14 protein-coding genes, 1 tRNA gene and 1 pseudogene are annotated in these 14,072 nt (G+C 64.0%); 8 read left to right on the top strand and 8 right to left on the bottom strand.

The features are described from left to right. Positions 1–26: 26 nt before the first annotated feature. From A7A77_RS16180 to A7A77_RS16205, 6 genes are read left to right on the top strand one after another with little or no spacing between them, the layout of a single operon-like run. Complete coding sequence (locus A7A77_RS16180) at positions 27–656, top strand: SCO family protein (RefSeq protein WP_066560717.1); 630 nt, start codon at positions 27–29, stop codon at positions 654–656. After that, positions 644–1,129 (top strand): YcgN family cysteine cluster protein, encoded by a 486-nt coding sequence (locus tag A7A77_RS16185; protein WP_066560719.1) that lies wholly within the window; start codon positions 644–646, stop codon positions 1,127–1,129. The genes A7A77_RS16180 and A7A77_RS16185 overlap by 13 nt, the downstream gene beginning before the upstream one ends. After that, positions 1,126–1,890 carry a M48 family metallopeptidase gene (locus A7A77_RS16190; RefSeq protein ID WP_066560722.1) on the top strand — a complete coding sequence of 255 codons (765 nt, stop codon included), beginning with the start codon at positions 1,126–1,128 and terminating at the stop codon, positions 1,888–1,890. The genes A7A77_RS16185 and A7A77_RS16190 overlap by 4 nt, the downstream gene beginning before the upstream one ends. Positions 1,891–1,935: 45 nt before the next feature. Continuing rightward, complete coding sequence (locus A7A77_RS18395) at positions 1,936–2,421, top strand: G protein-coupled receptor family protein (RefSeq protein ID WP_245638523.1); 486 nt, start codon at positions 1,936–1,938, stop codon at positions 2,419–2,421. Beyond that, positions 2,399–3,382, top strand: a complete 984-nt coding sequence (ribD, locus tag A7A77_RS16200) for a bifunctional diaminohydroxyphosphoribosylaminopyrimidine deaminase/5-amino-6-(5-phosphoribosylamino)uracil reductase RibD (RefSeq protein ID WP_066560725.1) — start codon at positions 2,399–2,401, stop codon at positions 3,380–3,382. Before A7A77_RS18395 ends, ribD begins: the two co-directional genes overlap by 23 nt. Positions 3,383–3,391: 9 nt before the next feature. After that, on the top strand, positions 3,392–4,012 hold the full coding sequence (locus A7A77_RS16205; RefSeq protein WP_066560728.1) for a riboflavin synthase: 621 nt from the start codon (positions 3,392–3,394) through the stop codon (positions 4,010–4,012). A 9-nt stretch (positions 4,013–4,021) separates the two neighbouring features. Here A7A77_RS16205 and A7A77_RS16210 read toward each other — a convergent pair whose 3' ends face one another. The 3 genes from A7A77_RS16210 to A7A77_RS16220 form a co-directional block, all read right to left on the bottom strand. Next, positions 4,022–4,450: a GNAT family N-acetyltransferase gene (locus A7A77_RS16210; protein WP_066560731.1), complete on the bottom strand. Its 429-nt coding sequence runs from the start codon at positions 4,448–4,450 to the stop codon at positions 4,022–4,024. A gap of 7 nt (positions 4,451–4,457) precedes the next feature. Continuing rightward, on the bottom strand, positions 4,458–5,630 hold the full coding sequence (locus A7A77_RS16215; protein WP_066560733.1) for an amino acid aminotransferase: 1,173 nt from the start codon (positions 5,628–5,630) through the stop codon (positions 4,458–4,460). A 133-nt stretch (positions 5,631–5,763) separates the two neighbouring features. Continuing rightward, positions 5,764–6,618 carry a DUF1134 domain-containing protein gene (locus tag A7A77_RS16220; RefSeq protein ID WP_425388588.1) on the bottom strand — a complete coding sequence of 285 codons (855 nt, stop codon included), beginning with the start codon at positions 6,616–6,618 and terminating at the stop codon, positions 5,764–5,766. A gap of 277 nt (positions 6,619–6,895) precedes the next feature. Here A7A77_RS16220 and A7A77_RS16225 point away from each other — a divergent pair. Together A7A77_RS16225 and A7A77_RS16230 are read left to right on the top strand one after the other, a co-directional pair. Next, positions 6,896–6,987: transfer RNA gene (locus A7A77_RS16225), tRNA-Ser, on the top strand. A gap of 188 nt (positions 6,988–7,175) precedes the next feature. Then, the gene (locus A7A77_RS16230; protein WP_245626539.1) at positions 7,176–8,432 is read left to right on the top strand and encodes a tyrosine-type recombinase/integrase; all 1,257 of its coding nucleotides are present in this window, start codon (positions 7,176–7,178) and stop codon (positions 8,430–8,432) included. Here A7A77_RS16230 and mobF read toward each other — a convergent pair whose 3' ends face one another. The 5 genes and pseudogenes from mobF to A7A77_RS16255 form a co-directional block, all read right to left on the bottom strand. Beyond that, positions 8,433–11,279, bottom strand: coding sequence for a MobF family relaxase (mobF, locus tag A7A77_RS16235; RefSeq protein WP_066560736.1), 2,847 nt, complete (start codon positions 11,277–11,279; stop codon positions 8,433–8,435). It abuts the gene before it with no gap. Continuing rightward, positions 11,280–12,032 (bottom strand): hypothetical protein, encoded by a 753-nt coding sequence (locus tag A7A77_RS16240; RefSeq protein ID WP_047819507.1) that lies wholly within the window; start codon positions 12,030–12,032, stop codon positions 11,280–11,282. Further along, positions 12,022–12,312 carry a hypothetical protein gene (locus A7A77_RS16245; protein ID WP_047819506.1) on the bottom strand — a complete coding sequence of 97 codons (291 nt, stop codon included), beginning with the start codon at positions 12,310–12,312 and terminating at the stop codon, positions 12,022–12,024. Before A7A77_RS16245 ends, A7A77_RS16240 begins: the two co-directional genes overlap by 11 nt. 415 nt (positions 12,313–12,727) lie before the next feature. Then, positions 12,728–13,135, bottom strand: coding sequence for a hypothetical protein (locus A7A77_RS16250; RefSeq protein WP_047819505.1), 408 nt, complete (start codon positions 13,133–13,135; stop codon positions 12,728–12,730). 134 nt (positions 13,136–13,269) lie between these two features. After that, positions 13,270–14,072: pseudogene (locus tag A7A77_RS16255) on the bottom strand (IS3 family transposase); the annotation flags it as partial.

The following is a 14,072-nucleotide window of genomic DNA, read 5'->3' on the forward strand; positions in this document are numbered from 1 at the left end:
ACTTGCGTCTCGCCTCTTAGCAGGACATGAACCGCCTCGCCATGCTTCTTGCCCAAATCACCCGCGTCGCCCTCCCTGCCGCTCTTGCCCTTGCGCTTGCCGCCTGCGGGTCGGGAGGAGACGCATCGCAACCCGACCTTGCGACCGCGCCTTTGGCAGGCGCGGCGATCGGCGGCGATTTCACGCTGAGCGACAAGGACGGGAAGCCGGTGCGCTGGTCCGATTTCGCGGGCCAGTGGCGCATCGTCTATTTCGGCTACACCTTCTGCCCGGATGTCTGCCCGGTCGATGCCGCGGCCATCGGACAGGGCCTGCGCGCGTTCGAGAAGGAACAGCCGGAACTGGGCGCGAAAGTCACGCCGATTTTCGTGACAGTGGACCCGGAGCGTGACACGGCCGAAGTGGTCGGCGAATTCGCGGCCAATTTCCACCCGCGCATGGTAGGCCTGACCGGCACGCCGGAACAAGTCGCCGCCGCAGCCAAGGCCTTCGTCGTCTGGTTCGACAAGGGCGAGCCGACGGAAAACGGCGGCTATCTGGTCAACCACACGAACCAGACGGTGCTGTTCGATCCCGATGGCAAGCCCATCGCGCTGCTGCCCACCGACATGGGCGGCAAGGCGGTCGGTGAAGAAATCGCGAAATGGGTACGCTGACGGAAGAAACGCCGTTCTGGGAACGTCCGCTGGGCACGCTGGACGATGCCGAGTGGGAAGCGCTGTGCGACGGGTGCGGGCAGTGCTGCCTGATCAAGCTGGAGGACGCCGACACCGGTGCGATCTACGACACCGATGTCGCCTGCACGCTGCTCGATGTCTGTACCGCGCGCTGCAGCGACTATTCGAATCGCAAGGCGAAGGTGCCCGACTGCCAGCAGATGACGCGCGAGAACGCGGGCACGTTGCCGTGGCTTCCCGCAACTTGCGCCTATCGACTGCGGGCAGAGGGCAAGCCGCTGCCCGAATGGCACTATCTCGTCTGCGGTGATCGAGAAGCCGTGGTTCGCGCAGGCATCTCTGTCGCCGGTCGCGTGATCAGTGAGGACGAGGTCGACGCCATAGAGGATCACGTCTGCATCGAAGGTTTTGACGCCATCCGCGTTGACGATGGGGACGGGGACGGGGCATGACCGGCCTTGCGCGGCGCGGGCTGGAAGCCTTCCTGAAACGCAAGGCCGCGCCGCCAAGCGAATCGCGCGAAACCATGACCTTGCCCGACGGGACGGAGATCGCGCTGCGCATCCGTCGCCATCCCACTGCGCGCCGCCTTACCCTGCGCCTTGCGCCCGATGGCAGCGAAGTGCGCGTGACGATCCCCCGCTGGGCACCGTTCAGCGAGGCGCGCGCCTTTGCCCTTTCACGCACCGAATGGCTGGCCGGCCAGCGCCGGGCCGTGCCGCAGCGCGCGCCGGTCATGCCGGGCAGTACGGTTGCCTATCGCGGACGCGCGTTGGCGATAGAATGGCAGGCCCTCCTGCCGCGCAGGCCCGCGATCCTTGGTAACACGATCCGCGTGGGCGGCCCGGCAGAGGGTATCGAGCAGCGTCTGCGCCGCTGGCTTGAGAGCGAGGCGCTGGCCTTGTGCGGCACGGACCTTGCCTATTTCTGCGACATCGCGTGCCAGCCGGTGCCGGACTTGCGCCTCAGCCGCGCGCAGCGTCGTTGGGGCTCCTGCTCGTCCAGCGGAACAGTGCGGATCAACTGGCGGCTGGTCATGGCACCCGATCATGTGCGGCGCTCGGTCGTCGCGCATGAAGTCGCCCACCTTGTCCATTTCGACCATTCGCCCGCGTTCCACGCCCTGCTTGCGCAGATCTACGATGGCGACATTGCCGAAGCCGACCGCTGGCTGAAACGCCATGGCCGCACGCTTCACGCGGCATTTGGCTGAATTGGCGGCGTCTGAATTAGTGGCACATTCAGCCAGCAATCCCTATTGAAGCGTTCGACCATGATTACCGGCACGTCCCTTTCCCGCTTCTTCGCGCTGTTCAACCCGCTGCGCGCCATTCGCGATTTTCGCAGCGTGTGGATGCAGGAGAACCCCTATCGCTGGCGCTTTGCGCTGGTTTCGCTGGTGGCGACATGCTCGATCTTTTCGGTCATGTTCCAGGAGGAACACCGCATCGAACCGCGCGCGCCTGAAATCACCTGGATCACTACCTTCGATCCGAACCGCACCGATGCGGAAATCATGGCATCGAACATCGCCAACCAGAAGGAACAGGACCGGCTGAAGGCCGAACGCGAAGCGCGCGAGGCGCAGACCCGTGAAGTCTATGAAACGATCGGCCGTGTGTCGGGCATCGACGTGGAGGCTGCCCGCAAGGAAGGCGAGGCCGAGCGCGCAGCGCAGAAAAAGGCCGAGGAGGAGGCGCGCCAGCGCGCCCTTGCCGAGATTGAAGCGCGACAGGGCAACTGACGACGACGCGCGCTGGCTGCAGGCAGCGGCGCGCCTTGCCGAACGCGCACGCCCGCTGTCGCGCCCCAACCCCGCCGTCGGCTGCGTGCTGGTAAAGGACGGCCACGTAATCGCGCGCGGATGGACGCAAGCCGGTGGCCGCCCCCATGCCGAGGCGGTGGCGCTGGCCGCTGCCGGAGAGGCCGCGCGGGGCTGCACCGCCTATGTCACGCTGGAACCTTGCGCGCATGACAGCGAGCGCGGGCCATGCTGCGCCGGATCGCTGGCGGCGGCGGGCGTGGCCCGAGTCGTCATCGGCTGCGGCGATCCCGATCCCCGCACGGCCGGTTCGGGCATCGCCATGCTGGAGGGGGCAGGCATCGCGGTAGCTCTGGCCGGGTGTGCCGCATCGCGCGCCTCGCTGGCGGGATATCTGGTGCGCGCTGCTGAAAACCGCCCGTTCGTCACGCTGAAGCTGGCCCTGTCGCTAGACGGGTGCATCGCTATGGCGGATGGCGAGAGCCAGTGGATCACCGGACCGGCCGCGCGGGCGCATACCCACCTCGAACGCGCGCGGCATGACGCGATTCTGGTTGGCGCCGGCACCTTGCGCGCCGATTCGCCAAGGCTGGACGTTCGTATCGCCGGACTGGAAGCGCGCAGCCCGCAGCGCTGGGTGCTGTCCGGTGGCACAGCGCCCGCAGGGTGGCAGGCCCTGCGCGATCCCGCCGACCTGTCGCCGCTTGCTCCCGCGCAATATCTGTTTGTCGAGGGCGGCGCGAATGCGGCAGCGGCGTTCCTTGCCGCAGATGTGGTCGATCGCCTGCTGATCTACCGCGCGCCTATCGTCATCGGGGGCGGCAGGCCCGGCATCGCCGACATCGGCCTGCCCTGTCTGGCCGATGCCCATGGCCGCTGGGCGCTTGCCGATACGCGCAGGCTCGGCACGGACATGCTGGAAGTCTACGCGCGCAAGGGTTAGAGGCCGCTCATGTTCACCGGAATCGTCACTGCCATCGGCACCGTCACTTCCGTCGCCCGCAGCGGCGACACCCGCCTCGTCATCGCCTGCCCGTTCGATCCGGCAAAGATCGCCATCGGCGCGTCGATCGCCTGTTCCGGCGTGTGCCTGACAGTTGTGGAGCGCGGCGGCAGTGCCGGCGATGCATGGTTCGCGGTGGACGTCAGCGACGAAACGATCAGCAAGACCAGCCCGCTGCAATGGCAGGATGGCGCGCGCGTGAACCTCGAACCAGCGCTGAAGCTGGGCGACGAGCTGGGCGGCCATATCGTGACCGGCCATGTCGATGCCGTGGGACGCGTCGCCGTGCGCGGAGAGCGCGGCGGCTCGATACATCTGGAGATCGACGCGCCCAAGGCGATCGCGCCCTATATCGCAACGAAAGGCTCGATCACGGTCGATGGCGTTTCGCTCACCGTGAACGCGGTGGAGGATCTGGCCGACGGGTCGGCTCGCTTCTCGCTGAACATCATCCCGCACACCGCCGAAGTGACGACACTGGGCGCGCTGAAGGAAGGCGACGCCGTAAACCTCGAAATCGACGTTCTGGCCCGCTATCTCAAGCGAATGCAGGATATCCGCGCGGTTTAGGCCCGCACCTTAAGCTCGTCGTTCGATCACATAGCGCATGTGGCGGGTGATCCGGCCCGCCGTCGACCGTTCCTCTATTGCACCGGTCCAGCGCGCACCGATGCCCTCTACCGCATGGCGCGAACGCAAGTTCGTCTCTCCAACGGTGAAGTAGACCCGTGCCACACTGGCAAAGGCGTGATCCAGCATCAGCCGTTTCATTTCGCGATTGGCCCCGCTGCGCCAGTGGCTGCGCGCAAGGAAGGTCCAGCCAATTTCGACCGAGCCGCCTTCGGCATCGTCGTGGTTCTGGAATCGTGACGAGCCGACCAGCGCGCCCGTCACGGCATCTTCCACCGCCAGCGGATCGGACGCGACGGTGTAAAGCGCCTCCCGGTCGTCCCGGCCAAGCGGACGGAGGCGGACCAGCGCACCGAGCAAGGCCGGCTGCCGGTCCACGCGCGTATCAGGCGCTTACCGCCGCGATGGCGTCGATGAACTTGTCGATATTGCCGGTGGTCAGCCCCGCCACGTTGATGCGGCCCGATCCCGCCATGTAGATGGCATGGTCGTTACGCAGCGACAGGATCTGTTCCGACGTCAGCGGCAGCATCGCGAACAACCCGCTCTGCGTGCCATAGGGCGTCATATCGACCGAACCCTGCGTGCCCGAAGCGGCCAGCTTGTCGCGGACCTGCCGCATGCGGGTGCGCATCTGGTCCAGCTCGTCCAGCCACTGCGCGGTCATGCCTTCGTCTTCAAGGATCAGGCGAACCGCAGCCGCGCCGTGATCGGGCGGCATCGACCAGTTGGCGCGTGCCAGCGAAGCGCCGTTCGACATGATCGCGGGAAGCTGGTCCTTGCTGGCAGCCAGCACGTAAACCGCGCCGACACGGTCACGGTACAGGCCGAAATTCTTGTCGCAGGAATAGGCCAGCAGCGCCTCGGGCACCGTCGCCATCACCTTGCGCACGCCATAGGCGTCTTCTTCCATGCCATAGCCAAGGCCCTGATAGGCAAGGTCGAGGATCGGCAGCAGGCCCTTGTCCTTCAGCAGGGCGGCGATCTCGTCCCAGTCGGCTTCGGAATAATCGATGCCGGTGGGGTTGTGGCAGCAACCGTGCAGCAGAATCGCGTCGGTCGGGGCGGCATCGGCGATGGCGGCGCGCAGCGCGTCCATGTCCACCGCGCCGTCCTTGGCGTGATTGAAGGCCACGACGCCAAGGTCGAGATCCTTCATGATCTGCGCGTGGTTGGGCCAGCTGGGCGAACCCATGATGACGCGGGTCACGCCCGCCTTCTTCGCAAGGCCGACCGCAAGGCGAACGCCGCCGGTGCCGCCCGGCGTCTGCATCCCGTCGATGCGGGCGATCGGCGCAAAGCCCTTGCCGAAGATGACCGGCTTCAGCGCTTCGACGAAGCCCATGTCGCCTTCGGGGCCGAGATAGGCCTTGGAATCCTGCTCTGCGACGAGCTTCTGCTCTGCCGCCTTCACCGCGCCGAAGACCGGCGTTTCGCCCTGTCCCGTGCGATAGACGCCGACGCCAAGGTCGATCTTGTCCGCACGCTCGTCGGCGGCGTAGAGCTTGATCAGCGCGAGTAGCGCATCGGCGGGCTGTGCGGGAAGAGTGGCGAGCATCGTCTCGTGTCCTGGCTATGCTTGACGCCGCACCTTTTCGGCGGCGGGCGCCTCATGCCCACGAGAGCGCGCGGGGGCAAGCCCTGATAGGCCCCTCACCCCCGCAAACGCGGCCATTATGCCATTCGCGGCGTCAGAACGGCAGCCAGCGCTGCTTTTCGGAGAATTTCATGTAGCCCGCGTTGACCCCCAGCCGCAGCCCCGCGCCGACGCGAATCGGTATCATCACGACATCGCCCTTGCGCAGATAGCTGACGTTGAAGCCGCCCACGAAATAGGCCTGCCCCTCGCCAGCGGGATAGCGTTCGTAGAGTTCCTGGCTGTCCCACAGGTTGTAGACGAGCACGAACGTCGATGCGGCATTGGCGCCCGCGTCGAAACCGATGGACGGGCCGGTCCAGTAAACCTTGCGCTCACCTTCCACCTTGTGGTGCATCGTGCCCGACCCGTAACGCACGCCGATGCCCAGCGCACCGCCCGCCTCTCGCCCGGAGATATAGGCGTTGGGCTGGCCCTGCTTCTTCAGGATGTCGCGGATCAGGTTGCCAAGCCCTTCTGCGCCTTTGCCGAACACGCCTTCGGCCGCGCCGATCAGGTCGTCTTCCTGATAAGTCGCGCTGGCATCGGCGGTCTGCACAGGCGTTGCCTGCTCTGCCGGCAAGGCAGTCGTATCCGCCGTTGTCGCCACCGGCTCCTCGTAAGGGTCGGTCGGATCGACGGGATAGGGATCGGTCGCCGCCGGCGGCGCGTCCGGATATGTCTGCGCATAGGGGTCCGTCGACAGCGGCGGCAGTTCCGCGCTTTCCGCAGAGCCGGGCACGGGCGTCGGCGCAGGCTGGGCAAGGTCCCCGTCGATCGCGGTATCGGGATCGATCGTCTGCATCTGCGCATGGGCCGGCACGGTCATGAGGCCGGCAAGGGCCGCAAGCGCCATTGCCCAGCCATGGCTGCGCCCCGAGCCGGGCCGTATCTTGAGGAAGCGGTTCATGGATCTATCCCTGTCCAGTATCTTCATGCCCCGGCACGCGCGATCCCGCCACGCACAAAAGGCGCAGGCCCCCGAGGGCCATGACATGAATCCGATGGGAGCCTGTGGGCAATGAACCGGCGGTGAATCGAATCGAAACCGCGACGAACCGAGTCCCGACAGCGGTGCATCGAGCGATGAATCATAATGGACGCGAGAGAGGTCTTGATGGCGCCAGAACCCGCCGCTATAGCCCGCCGCTCAGCGCGGCCCCGATCCTGCATCGTGGCATACATCCGGAGACGTGGGTGAGTGGCTGAAACCAGCTCCCTGCTAAGGAGCCGTACCTCTATCGGGGTACCGAGGGTTCGAATCCCTCCGTCTCCGCCACCTCGCGATCCGAGGATATCCCATAAAGCGCTAATTTCCTTGCTTTTCCGCCATTCTGCGGCCATTATTGTTCTCTATTTGTTTCCGATCTTCCGCCTGCATCCACCCCGATCCGGGGGCACATATGGGGGCAGCGGAACGCGACTTTGGGGGCACAGATGCTGACCGACATGGCCGTAAGGCAGGCAATGCCCAGGCAGAAGGACTACAAGCTCGCCGATTCCGAAGGGCTGTACCTGTTCGTCTCGAAAGCAGGTTTGCGTAGCTGGCGGCTCAAATATCGCTTTGCCGGCAAGGAACGAAGGCTGGTCCTGGGCCGCTATCCCGATATGGGCCTGAAGGAAGCGCGGGACCGCAAGGCCGATGCCCGACGGCTCCTGTCGGATGGCCGCGATCCGGGGATCGAGGCGGCCAAGGCAAAGGTTGAACGCGCGGTCGCAGCAGTCAATACCTTCGAAGCACTGGCACGGGGCTGGTACGATCTGCAAAAGGACCGCTGGACGCCAGTCCATGCCCGCGATGTGATCACGAGCCTGGAGAAGGAAGTCTTCCCGTGGGTCGGGATGCTGCCGATTGCCGAGATAGATGAACCCATGGTGCTGTCCGTGCTCCGCAAGATCGAGAAGCGCGGCGCGATCGAGACGGCGCACCGGGTCCGCCAGCGCATGTCGGCGGTGTTTGTCCATGCCATTGCCGAAGGGGCAGGCTCGCGCGATCCGGCGGCAATCGTGACCAAGGCGCTGAAGCCCGTGCCGCGCGCGAAGAAGCGGCCCGCCTTCCTCTCGCTCGACGCGTTGCAGGACATGGTGCGCAAGACCGAAGCCGATCCGGCATCGCCGCTGACCAAGCTCGCCTCACGGTTCCTGGCCCTGACCGCACAGCGCCCCGGCATGATCCGCGCGCTCCCATGGGACGAGATCGAGGGCGTGGACTGGCAAAGCAATGAGCCGTGCCCCGATGCGCTGTGGCGGGTACCGGCCTATCGCATGAAGCTCGACAAGGAGCTGAAGTCCGATGACGGATTCGAACACCTGGTGCCGCTGTCGCCGCAGGCGGTCGATGTCCTGCGCGCGGGATGGGTGCTGACCGGGCGCGGGCCGCTGATCTTTCCATCGAACCGCAATGCCCACCGGCCCATGAGCGAGAACACGCTTTCATACTTCTACAACCGTTGCGGCTATCAGGGGCGGCATGTCCCGCATGGATGGCGGGCTTCGTTCTCGACGATCATGAACGAATGGGCCGAACGCAACGGTTCGCCGGGCGACCGGCATGTGATCGACCTGATCCTTGCCCATGTTCCCGAAGGCGTGTCGGGATCGGAAGGGGCCTACAATCGCGCCGCCTACATGGAACGTCGGCGCGAGTTGCTCGATGTCTGGGGCGCGACGCTGCTCGACGCTTTCCCCGCGCCGCACAAGATGCTGGGCTGGCCAAGCCGCTAATCAAATGCCGATCTCGAACGGTTTGACCCGTTCGCGCTGCAATTCGAGTTCGGGCGCCCTGGGTTCCTTCTCGCCGACGGTTTCCAGCGCCGAGGTCTTTTCACCCGATTGCAGTTCCAGCTTCCGCTGGGCCTGGTCGGCCTTGTCGACATAGACGGTAAGATCGTCGCGCACGCGGGTAACCGAGACGAGGAAGTTCTGCCGGGTCAGCAGTTTCGTATCGCGTGCTTCCATGACGACGATCGCCTTGTCGGTGGTCATGCCCTGGGCCATGTGCGCATTGTAAGCATAGGCCAGATCGATCCGGGAAAGCATCGGATCGGATTTTGCCAGGGTCATCTTCATGCCGGTCGAGGTTTCGATATTGACATGGGACTTGCCGATCGCCGTGACCGTGGCGCGATCGGCGTTGAGAAGCCCGCGCTGATGGTCGTTCGTCGTCCAGCGGATGCGATCGCCCGCATGGATGGTCCGCTCCCGCTGTTCGTGAAGCGCGATGCGATTGTCCTGTCCGGGCCGGATACGGTCGGGATCGAAGCGATGCGGCTTGCCATGGGCATCGACCAGTTCCACGCGGCCATTTTCATTTACGCCGGTGACCGCGTAAAGTCCTGCGACAAGTCGCTGTGCCTTGACGGCTTTGGCCAGCTCGACAATCCGGCACGGTTTGTAGTGGTGCGCGTAGCGCAGTTCCTCATTGGTGAGGTTGACCCGGTCCAGCGCCCGAACGGCCAGCTTGTCACCACTGAGCACGCCCAAGTCACGAAGTCCCGCCTGCACGGTCAGGTTGACCGCATCGCGCAACCGCCGGCCTGATGCAAAGATCATGGTCCGTTCACGCTCGTCCCTCGGCAGATCGAGCCATTGCCGCGCGGCCCGTTCGACCACGCCGCCAGTTGCTTCGACCACCTTGCCAGCGAGCAGGATCATGGCCTTGTTGACGTCGCCTGCCTGCGCGGCTTTCGCGACCTCGCGGATCGTATCGTCGCGGGCACGAACATTCTGGTCCATCTGCGCGGTCGCGATCCCTCCGTCCTGTGCGAGGGCAAAGGGTTTGCCGGCATTGACCGCGCCAAGCTGCTTCGCATCGCCGATCAGCACGAGACGCGCGACCTGCAGCCGGTTGGCGATCTCGACCAGTTGCAGCTGATCGGCATTGGCCAGCATCGAGGCTTCGTCGACCACGAGCACACTGCCTGCCATCTCTGCCCTGGCAGTTCTATCAACATCCCGGCGATAGGCCTTGAGGAACCGCGCCACGGTCATCGAGGCGATACCGGTATCGCGCTCAAGCTGACGCACCAGGGTGTTCTGCACGGCCAGCCCCATGACCTTGCGCCCCTGTGTTTCGAACAGACGCGCGGCGGGTGCGAGCAGGCTCGACTTGCCCGCTCCGGCAATTCCTTGGATGGCAACGATGCGGTCGGAGGAGGCAAACATCATTCGTCCAGCCGCTTCCTGTCCGGGATTGAGTGCAAAGCCGTTCGTTTCTTGCGCAAAGTGCTGGAGACTTTCCCCGGCGAGATCGGACGACAGGATCGGCACGACTGTCCCGCGCCCCTTGTCGATTTCCTCCAGCATGCGCCGCTCGGTCGCCAGCCCCTGCGTGGTCGTGACCAGTCCGACACGCTCCTCAGCCCCCCGTTGCAGGTTGCCATTGCGCAATTGACGATCGATCGCCTTCTCGACCTCGTCGATGGTCGTCGGCAGGCCGAAGTCGAGCGCTGCCTTCGCAATATCGGTCACGGCAAAGCCTGCCTCGCGTTGTTCGAGGTGACGGATGGCTGATGCCACCGCATGGGCAGCGGCAATGTCGCCTGGTGTCTGATTGGGGAACCGCTGCGGCAGATAGGGATCGCTGGATGGCAGACCCACGGCACTCGCAAAGCGATCGGCAATATCCCGCGCCTTGCTGGCAATCGTGCTCCACACTTCGCCCATGCGCCGGGTCATGCCGGGTTCGGATTGGAACCTTTGATCCGCTTCGGCGCGAATGGCGTTCAGATCGAGCCCGATCTCGGTTGCGGTCTCCTTCCATCCTGCATAGAGCGCGCGGCGATCCTCGACAGGCGCCTTGTTCTCGCGGGTCATCAGCGTGGCAGCCTGTAGAGCTTGCGGAGAACGCGATGCCATCTCGCTGATCTTGGCCAGAATCTGCTGGCGGCGGGTGCTGAATGCCATCACCATGTTGCGCGCGATACCGGCTGCTTCGAAGTTGCCGTGTTTCGAACGGTCGCCGATCCTGTAGCCCATCGCTTCGACGCTGCGCCGGAAGTGCGCCATCGTTATCGAGTTCAATAGCGTGTTGAAGGTCCAGAGCTTGTCATTGCGCAGCGCGCGCCATTCGCCACCCGGCAACTGCGTCATGTTGGCGATAACGGCATGGAAGTGGCTTTGCGGTTCCTGAGCTCGGCTCGTATCGTGCTCGAATAGGCCGACAACAAGGTTGCCGGTCGGCACCAGTTTCTGGCCTTTCCCGTCATCGACACGGGCCTGCGCCGCGTTCCTCTCTGCCCAGCCAAGCGTTGCCTTTACCGCCTCGCCATAGGCCTCGATTATCCGCCGGTCCCCGCCCACCAGCGCGATCAGCGACCAGCTCTTGGGCATCGAGAATGTGAGGTCGATCCCGGCACGGTGAATGCCTTCGCGACCCACGCGCGAACCGTCGGGCAGTTCGCCGCGCAGCACGGCTTCGAACTGCTTTGCATCGATCCTGCCAGTCAGGCCCAATGCCTCGGCGCCCTTGCCGAACCATTCACCCTGGCCCTGTTCGCGGGTGTAATAGTTGTCGGCAGCGAAGTACGATGCCGCGCCTCCTGCCGAACGAACCGATGCAACCGAGAGCAATTATTTGTCCTCACGCTTTGACTTGCGGCGGGCCTGACCGGGAACGAACCGGGGTTCCTCGGAGGTCACCGGCGGCGGCAAGGCGGGTGGCAGTTCAGAGGCCGGATCGGGTGGGCGCGTCGGCACTTGTTCGACACGCTGCACAGTGCGCGTTTGTATCGGATCGATCGCATCGCTCGAAGCCTTGGGCCGTCTCCCGTCAGGTTCGGCGAAGGGCAAGGAAAGCTGCTCGCCACGCACCGCCTTGGACTTGGGCCGCCGCCGTGGTTTGGTCGGTACCGGGGGCTCAACCGGTACGTCTTCCGGCAGCGCATTCCGCTCACGCAATCTTGCCCATTGCAACCTGAACCGGGCCAGTGCTTCTTCCAGAACGGGCAACGAATGCCAGAGCGCTGGCGGTGCGAACAGCAGACCTGCCGCGATCCATGTACCGCGCACGATCCGGTCCAGCATATGGGCCCACGCCGCCATGAAAGGATTAGTGGTTGCGACCACGTCCTGCTGCACGACGAAGCTTTCGCCACCACCAGAGAAGTACCATTGCGCGTCCCCGCTCGCGCCCAGAAACAGGAACAAATTCGCCTTGGCATGGGCCAGGCCGAAGGTGTTGGTGGTGACGCTGGAATGGACCTCCAGCTGGTACCGGATCGACAGGTAAAGGACTGCAAAAACGATAGCGACGGCCAGCTTCGGACCGACCCAGCGGGTGAGGTAGAACGGCTCGTCAAAGGTGGAGCGCGCGTCATCCCACATCGCCGCGGTCCTCGCCGGAAAGGTCGCTGCGCCAGGCTGTGATTACCTGCGCATAGAGTTTGGGATCATGGCGTTCGAGCAGCGCGCCCACCGCCCTTGCCGTGAACATGACATTGCGCTCCAGATCGCCCGGACCGAGCAGCGCAGCGGCGTCGAGTTCGTCGATGACAAGTTTGCGCAGCAGGCCCGTCACCGTCATGTGGCGGCTTGTTGCAAGAGCACAGAACTGGTCGAAGATATCCTGCGTTACATAGCAGGCAAGGTGATGGCGTCGCGGCATTCGGGCATTCTCCACGCCCCTTTACGATCCGCCTCCTTGATTTAGAACATAGATAGAACAAGCTGCAAATTCAAGCGTGGATATCCGTTTGCTGTCAGAGGGTTGGGGCAGCTGGTCACCAGTGGTCAGCGCGGTGACCAATGGTCAGTTCTGCGGGATTTCGGGGCGTACGGACAAAGGTATTGCAGATCAATATCTTACGCCAAAGATCGACTCCCGGTGAGGGGTAGGGTGTGCTCTCTTCTCCCCACTGCGGAAGGCCTGAGCCAGTATTTCGAGCGTAAAATGACTGATGGTAATTTCTCCGCCGATTTTGGGTGCGCCTGCGGCTCGATGATCCGCTTCCATATGCGGGCCCGTCCACGGTCGACACGATCGATTCCGCCCGGAATCGCCCCATGGAGTGCGACGGAAATTACAGTTTCACGCACTGTCGCAGCGCCGCACGCAGTGTCGATGGGGCATTGATCAGTGAAGCTTGTCCCTCAAGCCTGCCGTCGATCCGCAGGAATACCATACCCTTTTGGGTGAGCAGTTGCTGAAGCAGCGGTGTTCCGGTGATTCCGCCCACCCAGTAGGTGCCGGCGTTGTTCGCCCGTTGCACTGGAATGTCGACCAGTCCGCCCGCGAAGTTCCAAGTCACGGTGCTCCGCTGGCTGCTGGCAGGCTTGTTCAACAGCATCGCCATATAGGGCCTGCCGTTTTCGCAGTAGAGCGAGAATGACGTGATACTGGGCGATGCGGCTGCCTCGACATAGGCAACCGGCGCGCGCCCTTGCACGGGCAGGATTTCCCATGGCGTCCCCGGTGCGGCGTTCGTCATTTCGCCAGGGCTGCGCGCCAGAAGTTCGTGGTGACGTGACCCCCAGCGTTCCCCCAGCTGGGATTAGAGCCGGGCGGTTGTTGTGCACTGCTACCCAACGTCGGACCACTTGGGTCTGGATTTTTCCGCCTTTCTCAGAACCGTGGGCTGGTCTCACCGGCTGAGTTTGCCAGCATGATCGGGGGGATATTCCCGATCGCGCTGTGCGGTCGCTCTTCGTTGTAGTGTCTACGCCAGGCCTCCAGCTTTTCGCAAGCGTCTTGCAGATTCAGGAACCAGTGAGCGTTCAGGCATTCGCTGCGCAGCTTGCTGTTGAACGCCTCGATGAACGCATTGTCTGTGGGCTTGCCAGGGCGGGAGAAGTCCAGGGTCACACCGCGCTGGTAAGCCCACAGATCCATGTCTCGAGAGATGAACTCGCTGCCATTGTCTACCCTGATCGTCTTCGGATAGCCGATCTTCCTGCATGCTTGTTCCAGCGTGGCGACCACGTCTTCGCCACGATAACTGAACCGTGGATCGATCACCGGCGATAACCGCGAGAACGTGTCAACCACCGTCAGGATGCGAAGCTTGCGCCCCGTCGCCAGCTGGTCGTGAACGAAGTCCATGGCCCAGACATCGTTCGGCCTGTTCGCCGGCGCACGATCCTCCCGCAGCTTCGCCTTGACCCGCCGCTTGGGTGTTTTGTTCCGCAGTTGCAGGCCCAACTCCCTGTAAAGCCTGTAGACCTTCTTCAGGTTCACGGCCCACCCGTCCCGGCGCAAGATGTAATACACCCGCCGGTAGCCATAACGGACATGCGTCTCGCAGATCTCCTTGATGCGCTTCTTCAGAAAGGCCGGATCGGTTCGGCGGGACTGGTATTGATAGGTCAGCGATCAAACTGCAAAGCCGCACATGCCCTGTAAGCGCTGTTTTCAGCCCACGTCGCCCC

It is taken from the genome of Croceicoccus bisphenolivorans (assembly GCF_001634625.1).
Lineage (GTDB): Bacteria > Pseudomonadota > Alphaproteobacteria > Sphingomonadales > Sphingomonadaceae > Croceicoccus > Croceicoccus bisphenolivorans.

Coding starts and splice junctions, on each gene's coding strand:
- A7A77_RS16215 (WP_066560733.1), bottom strand. CDS start 5,630: ATGCTCGCCACTCTTCCCGCACAGCCCGCCGATGCGCTACTCGCGCTG.
- A7A77_RS16180 (WP_066560717.1), top strand. CDS start 27: ATGAACCGCCTCGCCATGCTTCTTGCCCAAATCACCCGCGTCGCCCTC.
- A7A77_RS16240 (WP_047819507.1), bottom strand. CDS start 12,032: ATGTGGGATGACGCGCGCTCCACCTTTGACGAGCCGTTCTACCTCACC.
- A7A77_RS16245 (WP_047819506.1), bottom strand. CDS start 12,312: ATGCCGCGACGCCATCACCTTGCCTGCTATGTAACGCAGGATATCTTC.
- A7A77_RS16185 (WP_066560719.1), top strand. CDS start 644: ATGGGTACGCTGACGGAAGAAACGCCGTTCTGGGAACGTCCGCTGGGC.
- A7A77_RS16205 (WP_066560728.1), top strand. CDS start 3,392: ATGTTCACCGGAATCGTCACTGCCATCGGCACCGTCACTTCCGTCGCC.
- A7A77_RS16230 (WP_245626539.1), top strand. CDS start 7,176: ATGCCCAGGCAGAAGGACTACAAGCTCGCCGATTCCGAAGGGCTGTAC.
- A7A77_RS16250 (WP_047819505.1), bottom strand. CDS start 13,135: ATGACGAACGCCGCACCGGGGACGCCATGGGAAATCCTGCCCGTGCAA.
- A7A77_RS16220 (WP_425388588.1), bottom strand. CDS start 6,618: ATGAACCGCTTCCTCAAGATACGGCCCGGCTCGGGGCGCAGCCATGGC.
- A7A77_RS16190 (WP_066560722.1), top strand. CDS start 1,126: ATGACCGGCCTTGCGCGGCGCGGGCTGGAAGCCTTCCTGAAACGCAAG.